19 protein-coding genes are annotated in these 22168 nt (G+C 60.1%); 7 read left to right on the top strand and 12 right to left on the bottom strand.

The window, feature by feature from the left end; all coding sequences use genetic code 11:
* Positions 1 to 155 precede the first annotated feature (155 nt).
* From DBP26_RS04130 to DBP26_RS04105, 6 genes are all read right to left on the bottom strand, one after another.
* Entirely contained in the window at positions 156 to 1124 is a 969-nt protein-coding gene (locus DBP26_RS04130) for a CDP-6-deoxy-delta-3,4-glucoseen reductase (RefSeq protein WP_108236126.1), read from the bottom strand.
* On the bottom strand, positions 1124 to 2590 hold the full coding sequence (gene ubiD, locus DBP26_RS04125) for a 4-hydroxy-3-polyprenylbenzoate decarboxylase (protein WP_108236127.1): 1467 nt from the start codon (positions 2588 to 2590) through the stop codon (positions 1124 to 1126). The genes DBP26_RS04130 and ubiD overlap by 1 nt, the downstream gene beginning before the upstream one ends.
* A gap of 73 nt (positions 2591 to 2663) precedes the next feature.
* Positions 2664 to 4628 carry an acyltransferase family protein gene (locus DBP26_RS04120; RefSeq protein WP_108236128.1) on the bottom strand — a complete coding sequence of 655 codons (1965 nt, stop codon included), beginning with the start codon at positions 4626 to 4628 and terminating at the stop codon, positions 2664 to 2666.
* A gap of 110 nt (positions 4629 to 4738) precedes the next feature.
* Complete coding sequence (gene rho, locus DBP26_RS04115; RefSeq protein ID WP_108236129.1) at positions 4739 to 5998, bottom strand: transcription termination factor Rho; 1260 nt, start codon at positions 5996 to 5998, stop codon at positions 4739 to 4741.
* 227 nt (positions 5999 to 6225) lie between these two features.
* The gene (gene trxA / locus DBP26_RS04110; RefSeq protein WP_081564805.1) at positions 6226 to 6555 is read right to left on the bottom strand and encodes a thioredoxin TrxA; all 330 of its coding nucleotides are present in this window, start codon (positions 6553 to 6555) and stop codon (positions 6226 to 6228) included.
* Between the two features lie 167 nt (positions 6556 to 6722).
* Complete coding sequence (locus DBP26_RS04105) at positions 6723 to 7427, bottom strand: FadR/GntR family transcriptional regulator (protein WP_108236130.1); 705 nt, start codon at positions 7425 to 7427, stop codon at positions 6723 to 6725.
* Between the two features lie 262 nt (positions 7428 to 7689).
* On the opposite strand from DBP26_RS04105, the gene DBP26_RS04100 reads away from it, so the two are divergent.
* The 5 genes from DBP26_RS04100 (at position 7690) to ppx (ending at position 12120) form a co-directional block, all read left to right on the top strand.
* On the top strand, positions 7690 to 8475 hold the full coding sequence (locus DBP26_RS04100) for a transporter substrate-binding domain-containing protein (RefSeq protein WP_108236131.1): 786 nt from the start codon (positions 7690 to 7692) through the stop codon (positions 8473 to 8475).
* Between the two features lie 15 nt (positions 8476 to 8490).
* Positions 8491 to 9156: an amino acid ABC transporter permease gene (locus DBP26_RS04095; protein WP_108236132.1), complete on the top strand. Its 666-nt coding sequence runs from the start codon at positions 8491 to 8493 to the stop codon at positions 9154 to 9156.
* Positions 9153 to 9803, top strand: a complete 651-nt coding sequence (locus DBP26_RS04090; RefSeq protein ID WP_177411003.1) for an amino acid ABC transporter permease — start codon at positions 9153 to 9155, stop codon at positions 9801 to 9803. Before DBP26_RS04095 ends, DBP26_RS04090 begins: the two co-directional genes overlap by 4 nt.
* On the top strand, positions 9790 to 10524 hold the full coding sequence (locus DBP26_RS04085) for an amino acid ABC transporter ATP-binding protein (RefSeq protein WP_108236134.1): 735 nt from the start codon (positions 9790 to 9792) through the stop codon (positions 10522 to 10524). Before DBP26_RS04090 ends, DBP26_RS04085 begins: the two co-directional genes overlap by 14 nt.
* A 93-nt stretch (positions 10525 to 10617) precedes the next feature.
* Positions 10618 to 12120: an exopolyphosphatase gene (gene ppx, locus DBP26_RS04080; RefSeq protein WP_108236135.1), complete on the top strand. Its 1503-nt coding sequence runs from the start codon at positions 10618 to 10620 to the stop codon at positions 12118 to 12120.
* Here the strand turns inward: ppx and ppk1 are convergent.
* Positions 12107 to 14329, bottom strand: coding sequence for a polyphosphate kinase 1 (gene ppk1, locus DBP26_RS04075; RefSeq protein WP_108236136.1), 2223 nt, complete (start codon positions 14327 to 14329; stop codon positions 12107 to 12109). The two genes, ppx and ppk1, sit on opposite strands and share 14 nt — an antisense overlap.
* 329 nt (positions 14330 to 14658) lie before the next feature.
* Between ppk1 and DBP26_RS04065 the strand changes: the two genes are divergently transcribed.
* A complete protein-coding gene (locus DBP26_RS04065) occupies positions 14659 to 15285 on the top strand; it encodes a DedA family protein (RefSeq protein ID WP_256601084.1) in 627 nt (208 codons plus the stop codon).
* A gap of 321 nt (positions 15286 to 15606) precedes the next feature.
* A complete protein-coding gene (gene elbB / locus DBP26_RS04060) occupies positions 15607 to 16278 on the top strand; it encodes an isoprenoid biosynthesis glyoxalase ElbB (RefSeq protein ID WP_108236138.1) in 672 nt (223 codons plus the stop codon).
* 22 nt (positions 16279 to 16300) lie between these two features.
* On the opposite strand, the gene DBP26_RS04055 is transcribed toward elbB, so the two are convergent.
* The 5 genes from DBP26_RS04055 to DBP26_RS04035 form a co-directional block, all read right to left on the bottom strand.
* The gene (locus DBP26_RS04055) at positions 16301 to 16753 is read right to left on the bottom strand and encodes a YaiI/YqxD family protein (protein ID WP_108236139.1); all 453 of its coding nucleotides are present in this window, start codon (positions 16751 to 16753) and stop codon (positions 16301 to 16303) included.
* Positions 16754 to 16867: 114 nt separating this feature from the next.
* Positions 16868 to 18763: an FTR1 family protein gene (locus tag DBP26_RS04050; protein ID WP_108236140.1), complete on the bottom strand. Its 1896-nt coding sequence runs from the start codon at positions 18761 to 18763 to the stop codon at positions 16868 to 16870.
* 153 nt (positions 18764 to 18916) lie between these two features.
* Entirely contained in the window at positions 18917 to 19543 is a 627-nt protein-coding gene (locus DBP26_RS04045; protein ID WP_108236141.1) for a LysE family transporter, read from the bottom strand.
* A 105-nt stretch (positions 19544 to 19648) separates the two neighbouring features.
* A complete protein-coding gene (locus DBP26_RS04040) occupies positions 19649 to 20254 on the bottom strand; it encodes a mechanosensitive ion channel family protein (RefSeq protein ID WP_108236142.1) in 606 nt (201 codons plus the stop codon).
* Positions 20254 to 22164, bottom strand: a complete 1911-nt coding sequence (locus tag DBP26_RS04035; protein ID WP_108236143.1) for an ATP-binding cassette domain-containing protein — start codon at positions 22162 to 22164, stop codon at positions 20254 to 20256. The genes DBP26_RS04040 and DBP26_RS04035 overlap by 1 nt, the downstream gene beginning before the upstream one ends.
* Between the last annotated feature and the right edge of the window lie 4 nt (positions 22165 to 22168).

Here is a 22168-nt window from a genome sequence, read left to right as displayed (position 1 = left end):
AGCGTCAGCGCTGAACTCTGTAAAGCAGCTCTGCCAACAGCGGATCAACAACTACCGCGATCAGCGAGCAACAGGCAGGTCGATGCGTCGTAAAGCCGACCTGCCGTTATTTTGATGCAATTAACTTTCCACTGCCGCTGCCATCGGGCGGACGGTCATGTGCGCGGGGCGTAGGCAAACACATCTGCGCGCATCTGCCGTGCGTCCATACCCGCCATCACCAACGCATCGAGCGTCGAGTACACCATCGTCGGCGACCCGCTGGCGTAGACCTGAATCGATTTCAAATCAGCGAAGTCTTCACATACGGCTTCATGCAACAACCCGCAACGCCCTTCCCACCCGCACAGGTCGCTGACGATTTTGTGCAGGTGCAGGTTAGGCAGCGTTTTCCACTCGTCCCAATGCTTGAGCTCGTAGAAGTCCTCGGGGCGGCGCACCCCCCAATAGACATGCACCGGATGCGGGAATCCCTTGGAGCGGCAATGTTCGATCAGGCTGTGCATCTGCCCCATCCCGGTACCCGCTGCAATCAGTACCAGCGGGCCGTCGGGCAGCTCACCCAAATGGGTATCGCCAAACGGCAGTTCAACGCGCGCGGTACCGTCGCGCTGGAGCTGTTTGATCAAGTTTTGCGCGCTGGCCTCACGGGCCAGGACATGGATCTCGAGGTCTCGACCGCTTTCGGGGGCCGACGCCATGGAAAACGCCGATTTCTCACCGTCATCACGCGCGATCATCAGGTATTGCCCGGCGTGGTAGCGAGGTGGCTTGCCTGCGGGCGCGCGGAGCATGACACGCCACACGTCTCCGCCGACTTCCACGCATTCGGTGACCTGGCAGCCAAACGTACGCACCGGCAATTCGCCCAGCGGCAAGACGCTGTCCCACACGACGACGCAGTCTTGCTGCGGCACCGCGATGCAGGTGTAGATCTCGCCGTGCCCTCGCAGCTCACCCCCCTGCTGGACAGTACCTTCGACCAGCAGTGCCGAACAGATGTGGCAGTTGCCATTACGGCAGCTCTGCGGACATTCATAGCCCAGGCGCTGAGCGGCGTCGAGGATCGGCTCGCCGGGCAATGTCTCGAGCACTGCGCCCGACGGCTGCAAGGTTACACGCATCAATCTATTCCCAGCTGATTCCAGATATCGTCGATCCGACGAGTGACGGCGTCATCCTTGACGATTGCACGCCCCCACTCACGCGTCGTTTCGCCCGGCCATTTGTGCGTGGCATCCAGCCCCATCTTCGAACCCAGCCCGGAGACGGGGGACGCAAAGTCGAGGTAGTCGATCGGCGTGTTGTCGATCATCACCGTATCGCGCTTGGGGTCCATGCGCGTGGTGATTGCCCAGATGACGTCGTTCCAGTCCCGCGCGTTGATGTCATCGTCGGTGACGATAACGAACTTGGTGTACATGAACTGTCGCAAAAACGACCAGACGCCCAACATCACGCGCTTGGCGTGCCCCGGGTACTGCTTCTTCATGGTCACGACGGCCATGCGGTAGGAGCAGCCTTCCGGGGGGAGGTAGAAATCGGTTATTTCCGGAAACTGCTTCTGCAGAATCGGCACGAACACTTCGTTCAACGCCACACCCAGAATGGCCGGCTCATCCGGTGGACGCCCCGTGTAGGTGCTGTGATAGATCGGCTTGATGCGGTGAGTGATGCGTTCGACGGTGAACACCGGGAAGCGATCGACTTCGTTGTAGTAACCGGTGTGATCGCCGTAAGGGCCTTCGTCAGCCATTTCACCAGGATGAATCACACCTTCAAGCACGATTTCCGCACTGGCTGGGACTTGCAGGTCATTGCCCCGGCATTTGATCAGTTCGGTACGGTTGCCACGCAGCAGTCCCGCGAATGCGTATTCGGACAAGCTATCCGGGACAGGCGTGACCGCACCCAGGATGGTCGCCGGATCAGCACCCAATGCCACGGATACAGGAAAAGGCTGGCCAGGATGCTTGTCACACCACTCCTTGAAATCCAGCGCGCCGCCACGATGGCTCAGCCAGCGCATGATGACCTTGTTGCGACCAATCACTTGCTGGCGGTAAATACCGAGGTTCTGACGTTCTTTGTTAGGGCCCTTGGTGACCGTCAGCCCCCAGGTGATCAGCGGGCCGACATCGCCAGGCCAGCAGGTCTGCACTGGAAGCATGCCCAGATCGACATCATCGCCCTCGACGACCGTTTCCTGGCAGGGTGCTTCCTTGACGACTTTAGGCGCCATGGCGATGACTTTCTTGAAAATCGGCAGCTTCGACCAGGCGTCCTTCAGCCCTTTGGGCGGCTCGGGTTCTTTGAGAAAGGCCAGCAGCTTGCCAATCTCCCGCAACTCGCCGATGGATTCAGCCCCCATGCCCATGGCCACGCGCTCAGGCGTTCCGAACAGGTTGCCCAGCACCGGAATATCGAAGCCGGTGGGGTTCTCGAACAGCAAGGCCGGGCCCTTGTTGCGCAAGGTCCGATCACAGACTTCGGTCATTTCCAGCACAGGGGAAATGGGTACGTGGATGCGTTTCAATTCTCCGCGCTGCTCAAGCTGCTGCACGAAATCCCGGAGGTCGTTGAATTTCATTAACCCGGCCACTTAACAAATAGATGCACATCCTACCTGCTCTGGAGGCCTACGGCAGCAGCCTGACACGTAATCATCCGCCTTGACGGGCGTTTTCATGCATGAATATCGGCGCGAGCAGGGGCTGCATGCGTTCGCCGCCGGCATCGGAGAGGTGATTCTCGTCCATGTATTGCGAGTGGCCGTCGAATTCCGCCCGGCAGATCCCGCCCGGACACATCAGCGGCGTCGGGTCGAGGGTACGAACGTTCGGGTCTTCGGCACTCAGTCGTCCGAAAAGCCCGTTCAAGAACTGCTGCCGCGCCAGATGCTCGGCCATTGGCCGCCCCAGCTTTTCAGCCGACCGGCCGACCATGGCCAGGCTGGCCAACCGCGCCACGGTACCCTGTCGTTGCAACGGGACTTCCTTGAGGATCCACACCGTCGCCCCTGCCGCGCGCAAGCTGTGCACCATGGCGCTCAGGTCCCTGGCCATCTCCTGTTGGGCCACCGAGCGGCTTTCATCGCGATAAAACGCATTGCGCATGTCGCCGTCCTCTTCGCCGTAGAGGTACAGGCTCCAGCGCGCCGCGAGCACCACGTTGCGAATGCCGTGGTCGCGCACGGTTTGCAGCGTGGCTTGATTGAAAGCCTGGCATTGCTGACGGGGCTCGTGCCCTAGAATCGGTGGACAGCCAGACAGGCTGGCCAGCCAGACCGGGCTGCCGTAGCGCTCGGCGTCCGCTTCAATGGCCGGCTTGAGCGCAGCGGCGTGACTATCACCCCAGACCAGTTGCCTCGGCGCCGCTCGCTCGTCACCTCCAAAGCGGCATATCTTGCGCAGGTCTTCGCTGTCCCGTTGCAGCAGACACTCCATCTGACCTCGCTGCCAGTCTCGCGCCTGCGCATATTGCAGCGCCTGCCCCGAGAGCCGCTCTGGAACCCCGTCACGGTACCGCACCGCTTGACCGGCGATACCGATCACCACCAGCGCCGTCAGCCCGGCCAGCAATACCGGCCGACGCCCAGGCAGCAAGCGTTTTTCGCGGAACGGCAGCTCAACCAGCCGCCAACTCAGCCAGGCCAGCACCAACGTCAGCACGACCCAAGCCCCCGCCTCACGAGCCTGCATCCCATCGACCGAAACCGCATTGGCGTAAACGAATACCGGCCAGTGCCAGAGGTACCAGGAGTAGGAAACCAACCCGACCGCCACCATCACGCGCCCGCTTAACAGCCGCCCGACCAGCGTGGGCCCCTGCCCGTTGGCCCAGATCATCGCAGTGGCGCCCAGAACCGGCAGCAGGGCAGCCCAGCCGGGAAACGGCGTGTATTTATCGAGTGCAAGGATGGCGTAAAGCACCGCCAACAGGCCGGCCAGGCTGACGCCCTGATACGCCCATGGCGACAGTTTGCGTGGGGAAGCAGGAAGGACAGCCAGCATTGCACCGCACAGCAATTCCCACGCGCGCATCGGCAAGAGGAAAAACGCCGCGTCGGGCTGACGCTTGACCATCCCGACATTCAAGGCGAACGAGACCACCAGCACGCCCAGCAGTATCCAGCGCCAATGACGAAAATAACGGGTCAGCGCCACCATCAGCAGCGGAAAAAGAATGTAGTACTGCTCTTCGACAGACAGCGACCAGGTGTGCAGCAGCGGTTTGAAATCCGAGGCGGGATTGAAATATCCGTCCTGACGCATGAACAGGATATTGGACGCGAACATCGCCTGATAGCGCACCGCTCGCCCTAACTGCGAATAGTCGTTGGCGGGCATCAATACCCAGCCGACCACCAAAGCGGCGAGCATCATCACGGTAAGGGCAGGAATGATCCGCCTGGCGCGCCGCGCCCAGAAATCGACAAAGCTGAAGCGTCCCGCGCCGATCTCTCGAACGATGATCGAGGTGATCAGGAAGCCGGAGATGACGAAAAACACATCGACACCCACGAAGCCGCCGCTGAATACGCCAAATCCGAAGTGATACAGCACCACTGGAATGACGGCCAAAGCCCGCAGCCCGTCGATATCCCGACGATTGCCAAACGTGTGCATGACGCTCCCTGTCTCGCGTTGTCGCAGTACGAAAAAAAAGGGTGCCCGAATGGACACCGCTCTCTCCCACCGCCCCGCGCGCGGCGGGCAATGGGTTGTTTACCCTGTCGTTACTTGCGCTTCATCGACAGGAAGAACTCATCGTTGGTCTTGGTCGTTTTCAGCTTGTCGACCAGGAATTCGATCGCAGCGACTTCATCCATCGGATGCAGGAGCTTGCGCAGGATCCACATGCGCTGCAGCTCGTCATCGGCGGTCAGCAACTCTTCGCGGCGAGTACCGGAGCGGTTGATGTTGATGGCCGGGAAGACGCGTTTTTCAGCGATCTTGCGATCCAGAGGCAACTCCATGTTGCCGGTGCCTTTGAATTCTTCGTAGATCACTTCGTCCATCTTCGAGCCGGTTTCTACCAGCGCGGTGGCGATGATGGTCAGCGAACCGCCTTCTTCGATGTTACGGGCCGCACCGAAGAAACGTTTCGGTTTTTCCAGCGCGTGGGCATCGACACCACCAGTCAGGACCTTGCCGGAGCTCGGAATGACGGTGTTGTAGGCGCGAGCCAGACGAGTGATGGAGTCAAGCAGGATGACCACGTCTTTCTTGTGCTCGACCAGACGCTTGGCCTTCTCGATCACCATTTCGGCGACTTGCACGTGACGGGTCGGCGGCTCGTCGAACGTAGAGGCAACCACTTCACCGCGAACGGTGCGCTGCATCTCGGTCACTTCTTCCGGACGCTCGTCGATCAGCAGGACGATCAGATGGCACTCTGGGTTGTTACGGGTGATGTTGGCTGCGATGTTCTGCAGCATGATGGTCTTGCCTGCCTTAGGCGGCGCGACGATCAGGCCACGCTGACCTTTGCCGATGGGAGCGCACAGGTCGATGACACGACCGGTCAAGTCCTCGGTGGAGCCGTTGCCAGCCTCCATCTTCAGACGCTCGTTGGGGAACAACGGCGTCAGGTTTTCGAACAGGATCTTGTTTTTCGCGTTTTCCGGACGGTCGAAGTTGATAGTGTCGACCTTGAGCAGCGCGAAATAACGCTCGCCTTCCTTAGGTGGGCGGATCTTGCCGACGATGGTGTCACCCGTGCGCAGGTTGAAGCGGCGGATCTGGCTAGGAGAAACGTAGATGTCGTCCGGGCCGGCGAGGTAGGAAGCGTCTGCAGAGCGAAGGAAGCCGAAGCCATCCTGGAGGATCTCCAGCACGCCATCACCCGAGATTTCCTCGCCGCTTTTAGCGTGCTTTTTCAGCAGGGAGAAAATCACATCCTGCTTGCGCGAACGGGCCATATTTTCTATGCCCATCTGTTCGGCCATTTCGAGCAGATCGGTAATAGGCTTTTGCTTGAGTTCAGTCAGGTTCATATAGGAATGACGTAATCATGTATGAGGGGAAATTAAGCTTTTGGCTTAATGAGGCCGCGCCGCAGAGAAGGCGACAGGATCGCGAGCAAATCGAAAGGAGAACGTCGGCGACGGCTATGCAGGGGGCAACGGAGAAGCCGTTGCGGGGCCGAATGTACCACTTGATTTTCTGAGCGTCTAGTGCAGTACCAGAAAAAAGCCCCGCGTTTTGCGGGGCTTTAGCGCCATCAGATGTTGGCGTCGAGGAAGGCTTGCAGTTGCGACTTGGACAATGCGCCGACCTTGGTCGCCGCGACTTCGCCGTCCTTGAACAGCATCAGGGTCGGAATGCCGCGCACGCCGTGCTTGGCCGGCGTCTCCTGGTTTTCGTCGATATTCAGCTTGGCAATGGTCAATTTGCCTTCGTAGGTACCGGCGATATCGTCCAGAACCGGGGCAATCATTTTGCAGGGGCCGCACCATTCAGCCCAGTAATCGACCAGCACAGGGCCACTCGCCTTCAGGACATCGGCTTCGAAGCTCGCGTCGCTGACGTGTTTGATAAGGTCGCTACTCATGAGATTTCTCCGAGGTCATAGGCAAAAAAACGTGGGTCATCATAACTGTGTCAACGCGTGACAGGAAGGCTGGAGCGATTGTCTCTTGCTATGGGACGCGATGACTAGCTTTATTGAAGTGACTCCCGCCCAGCGCCCAACATTCCGGCGTCGGGCGGACCCACGCGTTAAGGGGAAGGCGCCACGAACACAATGCCAGTCCGCAACGCAGCTCCGCGGATATGCTCCTGCATCGCCTTCTGCGCCGGGCCGGACGCGTTGCGCGCCAAGGCTCGGAGGATCTTGCGGTGTTCTTGCCACGTCTCCATGGCACGTCCCGCTCGGATGAACGGCAGCTTCTGACTTTCCAGAAAAATGTCGGCGCTGGCGGTGATGATGCCGAGGATGGCCTGATTGCCGCTGGCCACGAGGATGCGGCGATGGAAATCGAAATCCAGTTTTGCAGCGCTGTCGAAGTCACCGGCCTTCAATTCCAGGCGCATGGCCTCGACGTTGTCTTCGAGCACGTCGCGCTCGTCAGCGGTCAACGTCACTGCGGCCAGCCCCGCCGCAAACCCTTCCAGCGCATAACGCAGCTGGAAGGTCTCGGAAGGCGACGCATGGGCAGCGTATGGCCAGGAAAAACCGCTCGTGCTCGTTTGTGGTTCGGAAATCGCCTGGACAAACACCCCTTTTCCAGGCTGCACGCTCACCAGGCCCAAGGCGCTGAGAGACGACAGCGCCTCTCGTAATGAGGCACGACTGACCCCCAGTCGAAGGGCCAGATCCCGTTGCGAAGGCAGGCTGTCACCGGGCCCGTAGCCTTGTTCGGCGATCAGCTTACGGATCGCCTGAAAGGCCGCTTCAGGTACTGCAATCGAGTTGGAGTGCATAGGAACTCAGGCGCAAATCGGCGGAAAAAATCTCTTTTATCGTCATCGCGAACATTCGGCAAGTGACGCCCAAGCGAGGGGCGACGCGGCCTCCAAGCGCGCCAAAGCGGGGCGCGCATGGCTTCAACTGTTCAGACCAGTTAGACCGGAATGTCCGCCCAGCCCGCATTCCCCCGTCAGAAACGGATGGCTGGCATGGGCTGTGCACTGGCGGTGGAACACTACACATCCCTCGCCTACTCCTACGATTCGGAGACGTCATATGATCAAGCGTTACAGCGCACTGCTCGCCGCCCTGTTTGCCAGCCTGATGCTGGGCCAGGCCCCCGCCCAGGCCAATGGTCTGGATGACGTGACCGCCCGCGGCACCCTGAAAGTCGCCGTACCGCAAGACTTCCCACCTTTCGGCTCGGTAGGCCCCGACATGAAGCCACGCGGCCTGGACATCGATACCGCGCAGCTGATCGCTGACAAGCTGAAGGTCAAACTCGAACTGACCCCGGTCAACAGCACCAACCGCATTCCCTTTCTGACCACCGGCAAAGTGGATCTGGTGATTTCCAGCCTCGGCAAGAACCCCGATCGGGAGAAGGTCATCGACTTCTCCCGCGCTTACGCGCCGTTCTATCTGGCCGTGTTCGGGCCACCGGAAGCCACCATCAACAGCGTGGACGACCTGAAAGGTAAAACCATCAGCGTGACTCGCGGCGCCATCGAAGACATCGAGCTGACCGCCGTCGCGCCGAAGGAAGCCACTATCAAACGCTTCGAAGACAACAACTCCACCATCGCTGCCTACTTGGCGAACCAGACCGACCTGATCGCCAGCGGTAACGTGGTGATGGTCGCGATCAGCGAGAAAAATCCCAAACGCATCCCGGCGCTCAAAGTGAAACTCAAGGATTCGCCCGTCTACGTCGGCGTAAACAAAGGCCAGCCTGAGCTTCTGGCCAAGGTCAACGAGATTATCGAGGCGGCGAAGAAAGACGGTACGTTGGAGAAAAACGCCCAGACCTGGCTGAAACAGCCGTTGCCGGCCGATCTCTGATCGGAGCTCATTCAGATGGCCTATCAGTTCGACTTCATCCCGGTTCTGCAAAATGCTGACCTGCTGCTACGTGGTGCGCTGTTCACGCTGGAATTGACGGCCATCGGCACTTTGCTGGGTGTCAGCGTGGGCATCGTCGGCGCGATTGTCAGGGCCTGGAAGATCCAGCCGTTCTCAGCCGCGTTTGGGGTGTATGTCGAGCTGATACGCAATACGCCCTTCCTGGTGCAGCTGTTCTTCATCTTTTTCGGGCTGCCGTCGCTGGGGTTGCAGATTTCCGAATGGCAGGCAGCCGTGATGGCGATGGTCATCAACTTGGGCGCTTACTCCACGGAAATCATTCGCGCGGGCATTCAGGCGATTCCTCGGGGCCAACTGGAAGCTTCGGCAGCCCTGGCGATGACACGCTTCGAGACGTTCCGTTACGTCGTGTTGATTCCAGCCTTGGGCAAGGTCTGGCCCGCGCTGAGCAGTCAGATCATCATCGTGATGCTCGGCTCGGCAGTGTGTTCGCAGATCGCCACGGAAGAACTGAGCTTCGCGGCGAATTTCATCCAGTCGCGTAACTTCCGCGCCTTCGAGACGTACATCATTACCACACTGATCTACCTGTTCATGGCCCTGCTGATTCGTCAGTTGCTGGGATGGGTTGGCCAGCGTTACATCGCAAGGAGACGCTGATGGACTTCACCATATGGGACATCGTGCGCAACCTGCTTACCGGCCTGCAATGGACGCTGTTGCTGTCGCTGGTGGCGTTTCTCGGCGGTGGCGTCATCGGCCTGCTGGTGATGACCGCCCGCATTTCGCACACATCGGCAGTGCGCACGCTGGCTCGCGCCTACATCGAGCTGTTTCAGGGTACGCCATTGCTGATGCAGCTGTTTCTGGTGTTTTTCGGGGTGGCATTGCTGGGCGTGGACATCTCCCCGTGGCTGGCGGCGGCCTTGGCGCTGACGCTCTTCACCAGCGCCTATCTGGCCGAAATCTGGCGGGGTTGCGTGGAGTCCATTTCCAACGGCCAATGGGAAGCCTCGGCGAGCCTGGCACTGACCCGTTTCGAACAACTTCGCTACGTGATACTGCCGCAAGCCTTGCGCATCGCCGTGGCCCCCACCGTGGGATTTTCGGTGCAAGTGGTCAAAGGTACGGCAGTGACTTCGATCATCGGCTTTACCGAACTGACCAAAACCGGCGGCATGCTCGCCAATGCCACCTTTCAGCCTTTCATGGTCTATGGCTTCGTCGCCTTGGGCTACTTTCTGCTCTGCTACCCGTTGTCGCTCAGCGCGCGCTACCTGGAAAGGAGACTTCATGCCTCTGCTTAGAATTTCCGCCTTGCACAAGTACTACGGCGACCACCACGTGCTCAAAGGCATCGACCTGAGCGTGGAAGAAGGCCAGGTGGTAGCAATCATCGGCCGGAGCGGGTCGGGGAAAAGCACGCTGCTGCGCACGCTCAACGGCCTGGAGTCGATCAACGACGGGGTGATCGAAGTCGATGGCGAATATCTCGACGCCGCACGCGCGGATCTGCGCAGCCTGCGGCAGAAAGTCGGCATGGTGTTCCAGCAGTTCAACCTGTTTCCACACCTGACCGTCGGTGAGAACGTGATGCTGGCGCCGCAGGTGGTCAAAAAGACCTCGAAGTCCGACGCCGCCAGACTGGCAAAACAGATGCTCGATCGTGTGGGGCTCGGTGAGAAATTCGATGCCTTTCCTGACCGCTTGTCCGGTGGTCAGCAGCAGCGTGTGGCCATTGCCCGGGCGTTGGCGATGTCGCCAAAAGTGCTGCTATGCGATGAGATCACCTCGGCGCTGGACCCGGAGTTGGTCAACGAAGTACTCAGCGTGGTACGAGAACTGGCCAAAGACGGCATGACGCTGATTATGGTGACGCACGAGATGCGCTTCGCCCGGGAGGTGGGCGACAAACTGGTGTTCATGCATCAGGGCAAGGTGCATGAAGTGGGTGATCCGCGGGAGTTGATGGCCAATCCGAAGACGCCTGAACTGGCCAACTTCATAGGCTCGGTGGAGAGCGCCTGACGATCTCCGCGCGCCCAGCGAATGCATCGCGCTGTTTGGCGACAATGGCGGTTCGTGGCACGATGTCGGGGTTATCGACCGGGACCTTTGACCATGCCGCCAATCGCCGAAAAAAATCTCTCGCTGATCGCCGCGATCGATCTGGGCTCCAACAGCTTCCACATGGTGGTTGCCAAGGCCCACCAAGGTGAAATTCGCATCCTTGAGCGGCTCGGCGAGAAGGTGCAGTTGGCCGCCGGGATCAACGACGAGCGTCAACTCACCGAAGAATCCATGCAGCGCGGGCTCGATTGCCTCAAGCGCTTCGCCCAGTTGATCAACGGCATGCCCGCCGGTTCGGTGAGGATCGTCGGCACCAACGCCCTGCGCGAAGCCCGCAACCGCAACGAATTCATTCACCGCGCCGAGAAAATTCTCGGGCATCCGGTGGAAGTCATCTCCGGACGTGAAGAAGCCCGCCTGATTTACCTGGGCGTTTCCCACACGTTGGCCGACACCTCAGGCAAACGTCTGGTCGCCGACATCGGTGGCGGCAGTACTGAATTCATCATTGGCCAGCGCTTCGAACCCCTGCTGCGCGAAAGCCTGCAAATGGGCTGCGTGAGCTTTACCCAGCGTTATTTCAAGGACGGCAAGATCACCCCCGCGCGCTACGCGCAGGCGTACACGGCGGCGCGGCTGGAAATCATGAGCATCGAGCACGCCCTGCATCGCCTGACCTGGGACGAAGCCATCGGTTCGTCCGGTACCATTCGTGCCATCGGCCTGGCCCTGAAAGCCGGCGGCCATGGCAACGGCGAGGTCAACGCAGACGGATTGGCGTGGCTCAAACGCAAGCTGATGAAGCTGGGCGAGGTCGACAAGATCGATTTCGAAGGCATCAAACCAGATCGCCGGGCTATTTTTCCGGCCGGCCTGGCGATTCTCGAGGCCATCTTCGACGCCCTCGACCTGCAACGCATGGACCATTGCGAAGGGGCCCTGCGAGAGGGGGTGCTGTATGACCTGCTCGGCCGCTACCACCACGAAGACGTCCGCGAACGCACGCTCAGCTCGCTGATGGACCGTTATCACGTCGATCTGGAACAGGCTGCCCGCGTCGAACGCAAGGCACTCTCAGCACTGGATCAGGTCGCCCAGGCCTGGGAGCTCGAAGACGACCTTTACCGCGATCTGCTCAGTTGGGCCGCCAAAGTGCATGAGGTGGGCCTGGACATCGCTCACTACCACTACCACAAGCACGGCGCTTACCTCATCGAGCATTCGGACCTGGCAGGGTTTTCTCGGGAGGATCAACAAATGCTCGCCTTGCTGGTACGCGGACACCGTCGCAACATCCCGAAGGACAAGTTCGCCGAATTCGGGGATGAGGGAGTGAAACTGATTCGTCTGTGCGTGCTGCTGCGCTTTGCAATCCTGTTTCACCACATTCGCGGCACGCAGGAAATGCCGCAACCGGTGTTGACTGCAAACGACCATCAGCTCGACATCCAGTTTCCGCACGGCTGGCTGGAAAACAACCAGCTGACTCAGGCCGACTTCGCGCTGGAAGCGGAGTGGTTGACCCGAGTCGGAATCGTCCTCAGCGTACGCTGAGGACCGGGTTGCTGAGTTTTTCCAGCAGCGCTGCCTGCACATTGCGGGCGTTCTGGTTGCCGGTCGGCGTGCTGCGGATATAGCGCCCGTCCGGCTGCAGCAGCCAGGCGTGGGTGTTGTCGGTGAGATACCCCTCCAACTCCTTTTTCACCCGCAGAATCAGCTTCTTGCCTTCGACCGGGAAGCAGGTCTCGACACGCTTGTCGAGGTTGCGCTCCATCCAGTCGGCGCTGGACAGGAACATCTGCTCGTCGCCGCCGTTGAGGAAGTAGAAGACACGGGTGTGCTCCAGAAAGCGGCCCACGATCGAACGCACCTGAATGTTGTGTGACACGCCTGGAACGCCCGGCCGCAGACAGCACATGCCACGCACCACCAAGTCGATCTTCACGCCCATCTGGCTGGCCTTGTAAAGCGCACGGATGATCTTCGGGTCGGTGAGCGAGTTGAACTTGGCGATGATATGCGCAGGCTTGCCGTCCGTCGCGAATTGCGTCTCGCGAGCGATCATGTCGAGCATGCCTTTCTTGAGCGTGAACGGCGCATGCAGCAGCTTTTTCATGCGTAACGTCTTGCCCATGCCGATCAACTGGCTGAACAGTTTGCCGACGTCTTCGCACAATGCATCGTCAGAGGTCAGCAAGCTGTAGTCGGTGTACAGACGGGCGTTGCCGGCGTGGTAGTTTCCGGTACCCAGATGCGCATAGCGAACGATTTCGCCTGCCTCACGACGCAGGATCAGCATCATTTTGGCGTGGGTCTTGAAGCCAACCACACCGTAGATCACCACGGCACCGGCAGCTTGCAAGCGGCTGGCCAATTGCAGGTTGGACTCTTCGTCGAACCGCGCGCGCAGCTCGATGACGGCCGTCACTTCCTTGCCGTTACGCGCGGCGTCCACCAGCGCGTCGACGATCTCCGAGTTCGCGCCGCTGCGGTAGAGGGTCTGGCGCACCGCCAGGACGTGAGGGTCTTTGGCGGCCTGGCGCAGCAAATCCACGACCGGAGTGAAGGATTCGAAGGGGTGCAGCAGCAGAATGTCCTGCTTGCTGATCACGTTGAAGATGTTTTCGCTGTTCTGGAGAAGCTTCGGAATGGCGGGCGTGAACGGCGTGTATTGCAGCTCCGGATGGCTGTCCAGGCCGGTGATGCTGAACAGACGCGTCAGGTTGACCGGGCCATTGACCTGGTACAGCTCGGTTTCGCTCAGGTTGAACTGCTTGAGCAGGTAGTCCGACAGGTGTTTCGGGCAGGTGTCGGCCACTTCCAGCCGCACCGCATCGCCGTAGCGGCGTGAGAACAATTCACCCCGCAACGCGCGAGCCAAGTCTTCAACGTCTTCGGAATCCAGCGCCAGGTCCGCGTTACGGGTCAGACGGAACTGGTAGCAGCCCTTGACCTTCATGCCCTGAAACAAGTCATCGGCGTGAGCATGGATCATCGACGACAGGAACACATAGTTATCCCCCGGCCCCCCGACATCTTCCGGCACTTTGATGATCCGCGGCAGCAGACGCGGCGCCGGAATGATCGCCAGCCCCGAATCCCGACCGAAGGCGTCGATGCCCTCCAGCTCCACAATGAAGTTCAGGGATTTATTGACGAGCAGAGGGAACGGGTGCGTCGGGTCCAGACCGATGGGGGTGATGATCGGCGCGATCTCGTCGCGGAAATACCGACGCACCCAGGTTTTGAGCTTGGTGGTCCAGTAACGGCGGCGAATGAAGCGCACCTGATGCTTTTCCAGCTCGGGCAGCAGGATGTCGTTGAGAATCGCGTACTGACGGTCTACGTGACCATGAACCAGCTCACTGATGCGGGCCAGGGCCTGGTGAGGCTGCAGGCCGTCGGCACCAGCTTGCTCGCGGGCGAAGGTGATCTGCTTTTTCAGCCCCGCGACGCGGATTTCGAAGAATTCGTCCAGGTTGCTGGAAAAGATCAGCAGGAACTTGAGACGTTCGAGCAGCGGATAGGATTCATCCAGCGCCTGTTCCAAAACCCGGATGTTGAACTGCAGCTGTGACAGCTCGCGATGAATATACAGGCTGCTGTCATCCAGATTCGGGATGACGACGGCTGGCGCGGCGGGCGTGTGCGCTTCAGGAACGGGCACAACCTCGATGGTCGGCTCGACCACGGAGGTGACTTCCTGAGACATGACCGGGGGGTCGATTTCAATGGCTGCTTGGGATGTTCCTTCGGTACTCATGAATAATCCTGTAAGGCAATCGCCCTTATCACAGTTGGGCCGTGGGAACGGCTGAGGAGATCAACCTGCCGGTCCCGCCACAAAAAGGGGACGAACAGCGGCGAAGACCGGTCACACCGGGCTCCTGCGGACAAACGTGACAGTTATAAGCCAGCATTGTGACTCTTGCATGACAGTTGAAAGTTCACCATACCGGCCGCGACGCAAACCTGCTCGTTAGACGACAAATCTAGCGATGTCGTAAGAAACTTTAACGTGGAGACACATTTCGACACTTTCCTGAATGTGCCCGGCGCGTTAGGCTGCGCGTTCATTTCGCCAGCACCCATATGATGCTCCAGCATTTTTTACAAGAATTTGGCTACTTCGCCCTTTTCCTCGGCACCTTTTTCGAAGGTGAGACCATTCTGGTTCTCGCTGGATTTCTGGCGTTTCGTGGGTACATGGACATCAATCTGGTCGTGGTAGTTGCCTTCTTCGGCAGCTATGCCGGGGACCAGCTCTGGTATTTCATGGGGCGCAAGCACGGCCGCAAGCTTCTGGCACGCAAACCACGCTGGCAAATGCTCGGTGATCGTGCGCTGGAACATATTCGCAAGCACCCGGACATTTGGGTGTTGAGCTTCCGTTTCGTCTATGGCCTGCGCACCGTCATGCCTGTGGCCATCGGCTTGTCCGGTTATCCACCGGGGCGCTATCTGCTGCTCAACGGCATTGGCGCCGCCATCTGGGCCGCCGCGTTGGGCGCAGCGGCTTACAAATTCGGGGCCGTGCTTGAGGGCTTGCTGGGCAACGTGAAGAAATACGAACTCTGGGTATTGGGCGCCTTGCTAGTGATCGGTGGCCTGCTGTGGATCAGACGTCGCATCAAGAACGCTCGTATCGCACGCGAAGAAGCAAGGTTGGCGAAGTCGGCCGAGGCCGAGGCCGAGGCCAAGGACCGGCCAGACGAGTGACCCCACCCCGAGCGCAACGAACGCCATTGCGTCTCACAGGCCCTTACACGCGCCTTGATCCCAAACACAGTGAATGCCATTGCGGCACGTTCCCTGCCAGCGTCTTCCCGTCCAAGTTCAAAGTAACGCCCTCTAGAGCGCCGCATGGGCGCTTCACGATGATGGAATTTCCATAAACAGGCGTTCTCAAAACGAACGTCCTGTGGCAACCAATGACAAATTAAGAGACATTGGAAGACATCGCGGGTGTCGTCCACGCCACGGAGCACGACATATCTGGCGTACCCGGCTCGACCGGATCGCCCTGAAGGGGAAAATACGATGAGCAAAAAGGTAGCGGTCATTCTTTCCGGTTGTGGCGTGCAGGACGGCGCGGAAATTCATGAAAGCGTGCTCACCCTGCTGCGCCTCGACCAGCGCGGCGCCCAGGTCAAATGCTTCGCGCCGAACATCCCTCAACACCACGTCGTCAACCATCTCACCGGCGAAGAAATGCCCGAAACCCGCAACGTATTGGTGGAGTCGGCACGGATCGCCCGGGGAGCCATCGAAGACATTCGTGAGGCCGATATCAGTGAATTCGATGCCCTGATCATTCCTGGCGGATTTGGCGCAGCGAAAAACCTCTCGAATTTCGCGACAGAAGGATCGGGCTGCAGGGTTCAGGCGCAAGTGCTGGCCATGGCCGAAGCATTCGCCGAGGCGGGCAAGCCGATCGGCCTGATCTGCGTAGCCCCTGCCCTGGCCGCCAAGATCTACGGCCCAGGCGTAACCTGCACCATCGGCAACTGCGCCGAAACAGCCGCGAAGATCACCAAGATGGGCGGCCAGCATCAGACGTGTGACGTGGCCGATATTGTCGAAGACAAAGACCGCAAGCTGGTCAGCACCCCGGCGTACATGGTCGCCAAATCAATCAGCGAGGTGGCGACCGGTATCAACAAGCTGGTGGACCGGGTGTTGGAATTGGCGATGGAAGAACCGCAACCCTGAGCCCACGAGCGGCACGTGCGATTCAGCCTCGCGCCAAGCGCGTCAGGATTCGATCCAGCGCGTTGGCGAAGGCCTGTTTTTCACGATCTCCGTAGGCGCTTTGCCCTCCTCCCACTTGGCCCTGCTCACGCAAATCGGTGAATAGGTTACGCACAGCCAGGCGCTCGCCCATGTTCTGGGCATCGAACTCTTTGCCACGGGGATCCAGAGCAGCGACCCCCTTCTTGACCAGTCTGTCTGCCAAGGGAACATCGCTGCAAATCACCAATTCACCCGGCACCGAGTGCTCCACGAGATAATCGTCGGCGGCATCAGGCCCGCTTGGCACCACGATCAGCTTGACCAACGCGAAAGCGGGTCGAGGGACGGCCTGCCCGGCGACGAGCACCACTTCGAATTGCCGCTTGAGGGCAAACTTGACCACTTGATCCCGCGCGGCCTTGGGACAGGCATCGGCGTCGATCCAAACACGCATGATTGAAAAGTCCTGGTGACGATTTTCTAGTGAACCGTATGGGCCGAACCACGACGTGTGCGTCGCGATTTGCGTGACGGAAAGGGGCGCCATGCGGCAGCCCCTTAACAGGTTTCAAGCAGCTTCGATGCGACGCTTTTCCACCAGACGACTACGGCCATACAGTATGGCAATCGCGATCAAGGCGATGGCCTGAGCGCTCAGTGAGTACGCATCGGCGTGAATGCCCAGCCAGTCGAACTCGAAGAACGGCACCGGACGTGTTCCGAAGATGCCGGCCTCTTGCAACGCTTTGACACCATGCCCGGCAAATACGACGGAAAGCGCGCACAACAGCGCGGCGTTGATACCAAAGAACATGGCCAGAGGCAGCTTCGCCGAGCCGCGCAATATCACCCAGGCCAAGCCGACCAAAAGTACCAGCGCTGTGGCGCCCCCGGCCAACACAGCGTTATGCCCGGCCGGACCTGCCTGCAACCACAGGGTCTCGTAGAACAGGATCACTTCGAACAACTCGCGATAGACCGAGAAGAACGCGAGCACCGCGAAGCCGAAGCGGCCACCACCGCCGACCAGGCTGCTCTTGATGTAGTCCTGCCAGGCCGCTGCATGGCGACGGTCGTGCATCCAGACGCCCAGCCACAGCACCATGACGCTGGCGAACAGCGCAGTGGCGCCCTCCAACAATTCACGCTGCGAGCCACTGACGTCGATCACATACGCCGCCAGCGCCCAGGTTCCCAGCCCTGCGAGCAGCGCCAAGCCCCAGCCGGCGTTTACGCTGCGCACCGCCGATTGCTGCCCGGTGTTGCGCAGAAACGCCAGAATCGCCGCCAACACCAGAATCGCCTCCAGCCCCTCCCGCAGCAGAATCAGCAGACCGGAAATGAAGCTCAACGAGGTGCTCAGGCCATCGCTGCCAAGCAAGTCCGCCGATGCCTGCAATTTCAGCTTCGCCGCGTCGAGCCTCTCGGCGGCCTGGGCAGGTGGCAACCCATCCTGCAGGGCTTGCCGGTAAGCCATCAGCGCCTTTTCGGTATCCTTGCGCACGTTGGCGTCGACGTTATCCAACGAGCTTTCCACCAACTCGAAACCTTCGAGGTAGGCGGCCACCGAAAGGTCATACGCCTGTTCGCGATCACCGGCCTGATACGCGGCAAGGCTTTTGTCCAGCGTCGCACGGGTGTAGTCGAGCAACTGCGCCGGGCCACGCTGCACCTGCGGCGGCTGAGCACGCTGGGCTCGAAACGCGGCAGCCGCCTGTGCGCCTTCGGCTGACGCGATTTCGGCAGGCGTCTGGCGTGCGAGATCAGGGAGGTTGAACGTCTTGACCGGCTGAGCCTGTTTCTCAGCGCTGAAACCCGCGATGTAGGTCGCGACGTCCCAACGCTGACGCTCGTCCATCTGGTCGGCGAACGAGGGCATGTCAGTCCCCTCGATGCCCAGACCGAGGGTGTTGAAGATATCGTAGAGACTCAGTCGGTCCAGTCGCGCCGCGTCCCGCAGATTGGCCGGAGAGGGCGTCATGCCAATGCTCGCCGGGCCATCACCGCCGCCGACTTCGCCGTGGCACACGGAACAGTTCTGTGCATAGAGCGGCGCGCCACGGGAGGGGTCCGGCGTGATGACAGGCGCCTGACTCACCTCGTAGGACGCTGCCAGCTTCGCACCGAGCTGACGCGCCTGGCGTGCGACGACGGTCCCGTCCCGCTTCTGATCGACAGCACCTTGTAATGCCTTGACGCCTTGGGCCAGTTCGCCGCGCTCCGCCCGCGGAGGCAGCGCCTCGATCAAGCCAGCCAGTGCACCCAGAAACTCCACCTGCTCTTGGTATTCGGCCTCATCGACAACCTTTCCATCAGCCACCGTCGGCGGGTAATCGGCACTCACGTAATCGAGCAAGTGCAGCGCCTGGGCAGCGCCATCGACGGCACCTGCCGAGGCAGGCGTGCTCAATAGACTCACGAGCATCAAGCCCAGGCAGGCCAAATAGCGAGAAGCGGGAAACATGAGTGGATCTCAAATAGGAATGCGAAGGGTTGCTATTGTTCATGTTGAACGTCGCGCACTCAAGCGCTCTTCTTCGCAGGTATGATTTCCCGGTGTCGGCAGTCTCAATGACGCCCCACCGGGAAAGGTATGACTGCAGCAGCGCGGGTGCGATCAAGCCCGATGCAGGGTCGCCAGAAACGCCGCCGCGCTGACGAACAAACCGGCGAAGGTGCGGTTCATCCGCCGCTGCTGCCGTGGCGTCTTGAGGGCACGTAACACCTTCGCAGCCAGCCCCGTATAGCCCGCCATCACAATCAGATCGACACTGACCATCGTCGCGCCGATCGTGAGGTACTGCGGAAGCAGTGGAAGGTGGGGGTCGATGAACTGCGGCAGGATCGCCAGCATGAACACCAGCGCCTTCGGGTTACTGATATTGACCAGAAAGCCCCGTGTCACCAACGCCAGCGGCTTGCCCACCGGGCGAGCGGAATCGCTATCGGCAAGGTCGCTCGGCAAGGCACGCCACTGCTTGATGCCCAGGTACACCAGGTAGGCGACACCAAACCATTTGATCAGCGTAAAGGCCAGCGCCGACGTCGCAAGGACGGCACCCAGCCCCGCGGCAACGATCGCAATCTGGACAATGAGCGCCAGCTGCAAGCCCAGGGCGTTCCAGTAGCCGCGCAAAAACCCATATTGCAGGCCACTGGACATCGATGCGATCGCACCGGCGCCTGGAGACAGACTGATGACCCAACAAGCAGCGAAGAAGGCCAGCCACGTTTCAAGCGACATTGCACACCTCAGGGAGAACGAAAGCTGCGCCCTAAACTAGTGCCTGTGACGGACAAAAACCAATGGTTTGTAACTGTTACGCCGAGTTCGCAGGCAACTGTGAGGCTATTTCGGCACTGCGCCGTCGCTCGCCCGGTTTTCCCCGGAAATAATGGCTACCCCGTCAGTACCGCGCCAGCGGCGAATCGACTTCTGGAAAAACTGACTATTGGGCACCTGGACCAATGTGCCACCCAGCTCGGCGGACTCGACCAGTGTGGTAAACATCAGATTGATAGCGGTCACACGACCTTTGATACCCGGCTTGTCCGTCGTGTCCACCAGTTCAACCACATCACCGATGCGAAATGGACCCATGGTGAAGATGAACACCGCGCACAGCAGATTGGAGAGCACGCTCCACATGGCGAAAAAGGCGACAGCTGCAACGGCGACGAAGCCTGAAAGCGCCGCCCACAACACCGAGGCCGATACACCCAGGCGGCCCAGCACCGCCACCAAGGCCGTCCCCATGATCAGCCAGCGCAAACCACCTCGCACCATCACCAGCAACTCAGGCGGCAACAACGGATAGCGCTCGGCGATGCGGGTGAGAAAGCGCCCGACAAAGCGCTGCAGGGCGTAGCCGATCAACAGAATCAGCAGGATTTGCAAGCCAACCAGAATCGGTTCGATCCAATAAGCGGGCACCGGCAAGGCCAACGACTCCATCAGGACAGCGCTTCCAGTTCGGCCTGCATCGACTCGAGTAACTCGAGGGCTTCCATCCAGGCTTCTTCAAGCTCGGACTCGCGACTCTTTAACTTTGCCTGATCGGCGAGCAAATCGCGCAGCTTGTCCTTGTTGGCGGCATCGTAAACCGCACTGTCGCCCAACGCCGCTTCGATCTTCGCCAGTTTCTCGTGAACCGTACCCAATTCCTTTTCCAGCTTTTCTGCTTCTCGCTTGTGCGGCGCCAACTGCTGCCGAAGGGCCGCGGCCTGCTGGCGCTGAGCCTTCTTATCGGTTTTGTCAGGGTTGACCTGCGTGTTGCTCACCGGTGCGTTGCGCTGACGATAGTCCGCCAGCCAGCGGGTGTAATCGTCGAGATCGCCGTCGAATTCCTCGACCGCCCCGTCAGCGACCAGCAGGAAGTTGTCGGTCGTGCTCTTGAGCAGGTGACGATCGTGAGAGACCACCAGCACCGCCCCGCTGAACTCCTGCAACGCCAGGGTCAGCGCCAGACGCATTTCCAGGTCCAGGTGGTTGGTCGGCTCATCGAGCAGCAGCAGGTTCGGTTTGTCCCAGGCAATCAACGCCAATGCGAGACGGGCCTTTTCGCCGCCGGAGAAATTCAACACCGGCTCTTCCAGCCGCGCACCCCGGAAGTCAAAACCGCCCAGAAAATCGCGCAGTGCCTGTTCGCGCTCGGCAGGAGCGATGCGTTGCAGGTGCAGCAACGGACTGGCCTTGGCATCCAGCGAATCAAGCTGGTGTTGGGCGAAGTAGCCGACCACGGTGTTCTCACCCCGCAACAGCCGCCCGCTCAAGGGTGACAGCTCGCCAGAGAGGTTTTTGATCAGGGTGGACTTACCTGCCCCGTTGGGGCCCAGCAAGCCGATACGGGCTCCCGGCGTCAGCTGCAGCTTGACCTTCTGCAAAATGGTTTTGTCGCCATAGCCCAGACGCGCGTCTGACAAATCCAGCAAAGGGCTGGAAATCTTGTCGGATTCACGAAAAGTGAAATTGAACGGCGAGTCGACATGGGCGGCGGACAGCTCTTCCATACGCTCCAGTGCTTTGATCCGGCTCTGGGCCTGGCGGGCCTTGGTCGCCTGAGCCTTGAAGCGGGCGATGTACTTTTCCATGTGCGCGCGCTGGGCCTGTTGCTTCTCGTAGGCCTGTTGCTGCTGAGCCAGACGTTCGGCACGGGCGCGCTCGAAGGCGCTGTAGCCACCGCGGTAGAGCGTGATTTTCTTCTGCTCGACATGCGCGACGTGATCCACCACCGCGTCAAGGAAATCCCGGTCGTGGGAAATCAGCAGCAGGGTGCCTGGGTAGCCCTTGAGCCAGTCTTCGAGCCACAAAATCGCGTCGAGATCCAAGTGGTTGGTCGGCTCGTCGAGCAATAGCAGATCCGAGGGGCACATCAAGGCCTGCGCCAGGTTCAGCCGCATCCGCCAGCCGCCGGAAAAACTGCCCACCTGACGCTCCATCTGCTCGTTGGTGAACCCCAGGCCGGCGAGCAATTTGCGTGCGCGGGCATCGGCGGTGTAGCCGTCGGCGCTGTCCAGCTCCGAATGCAGGCGTGCTTGGGCAGCCCCGTCCTGGGCCGCTTCTGCCGCCGCAAGGTCGCGCTGGACCTGACGCAGCCGTACATCCCCATCGAGGACGTAGTCCACCGCCAGGCGTTCGAGGGTATCGACTTCCTGGCGCATATGGGCAATACGCCAATCCGCAGGCAGCGAACAATCGCCGTTGTCGGGAGACAATTCGCCACGAAGCAAGGCGAACAGGCTGGATTTACCGGCACCGTTGGCGCCGATCAGGCCGGCTTTCTGACCGGCGTGCAAGGTCATCTCGGCATCTTCTAGCAGACGCTGCGGACCACGCTGTAAGGTAAGGCTCTGAAGTCTGATCATAATG

This window comes from Pseudomonas sp. RIT409 (assembly GCF_003052515.2).
Taxonomy (GTDB): domain Bacteria; phylum Pseudomonadota; class Gammaproteobacteria; order Pseudomonadales; family Pseudomonadaceae; genus Aquipseudomonas.
Note: the sequence above shows the minus strand (reverse complement) of the source record. Positions and strands in the feature narration are given on the sequence as shown.

Bases quoted from the DNA above. Each gene is read 5' to 3' on its own strand.
- ppk1 (WP_108236136.1), bottom strand. From the start codon at position 14,329: ATGAGTACCGAAGGAACATCCCAAGCAGCCATTGAAATCGACCCCCCG.
- DBP26_RS04085 (WP_108236134.1), top strand. From the start codon at position 9,790: ATGCCTCTGCTTAGAATTTCCGCCTTGCACAAGTACTACGGCGACCAC.
- DBP26_RS04040 (WP_108236142.1), bottom strand. From the start codon at position 20,254: ATGGAGTCGTTGGCCTTGCCGGTGCCCGCTTATTGGATCGAACCGATT.
- trxA (WP_081564805.1), bottom strand. From the start codon at position 6,555: ATGAGTAGCGACCTTATCAAACACGTCAGCGACGCGAGCTTCGAAGCC.
- DBP26_RS04055 (WP_108236139.1), bottom strand. From the start codon at position 16,753: ATGCGTGTTTGGATCGACGCCGATGCCTGTCCCAAGGCCGCGCGGGAT.
- DBP26_RS04065 (WP_256601084.1), top strand. From the start codon at position 14,659: ATGATGCTCCAGCATTTTTTACAAGAATTTGGCTACTTCGCCCTTTTC.
- DBP26_RS04050 (WP_108236140.1), bottom strand. From the start codon at position 18,763: ATGTTTCCCGCTTCTCGCTATTTGGCCTGCCTGGGCTTGATGCTCGTG.
- ubiD (WP_108236127.1), bottom strand. From the start codon at position 2,590: ATGAAATTCAACGACCTCCGGGATTTCGTGCAGCAGCTTGAGCAGCGC.
- DBP26_RS04120 (WP_108236128.1), bottom strand. From the start codon at position 4,628: ATGCACACGTTTGGCAATCGTCGGGATATCGACGGGCTGCGGGCTTTG.
- DBP26_RS04105 (WP_108236130.1), bottom strand. From the start codon at position 7,427: ATGCACTCCAACTCGATTGCAGTACCTGAAGCGGCCTTTCAGGCGATC.
- DBP26_RS04035 (WP_108236143.1), bottom strand. From the start codon at position 22,164: ATGATCAGACTTCAGAGCCTTACCTTACAGCGTGGTCCGCAGCGTCTG.
- ppx (WP_108236135.1), top strand. From the start codon at position 10,618: ATGCCGCCAATCGCCGAAAAAAATCTCTCGCTGATCGCCGCGATCGAT.
- elbB (WP_108236138.1), top strand. From the start codon at position 15,607: ATGAGCAAAAAGGTAGCGGTCATTCTTTCCGGTTGTGGCGTGCAGGAC.
- DBP26_RS04130 (WP_108236126.1), bottom strand. From the start codon at position 1,124: ATGCGTGTAACCTTGCAGCCGTCGGGCGCAGTGCTCGAGACATTGCCC.
- DBP26_RS04045 (WP_108236141.1), bottom strand. From the start codon at position 19,543: ATGTCGCTTGAAACGTGGCTGGCCTTCTTCGCTGCTTGTTGGGTCATC.
- DBP26_RS04095 (WP_108236132.1), top strand. From the start codon at position 8,491: ATGGCCTATCAGTTCGACTTCATCCCGGTTCTGCAAAATGCTGACCTG.
- DBP26_RS04100 (WP_108236131.1), top strand. From the start codon at position 7,690: ATGATCAAGCGTTACAGCGCACTGCTCGCCGCCCTGTTTGCCAGCCTG.
- rho (WP_108236129.1), bottom strand. From the start codon at position 5,998: ATGAACCTGACTGAACTCAAGCAAAAGCCTATTACCGATCTGCTCGAA.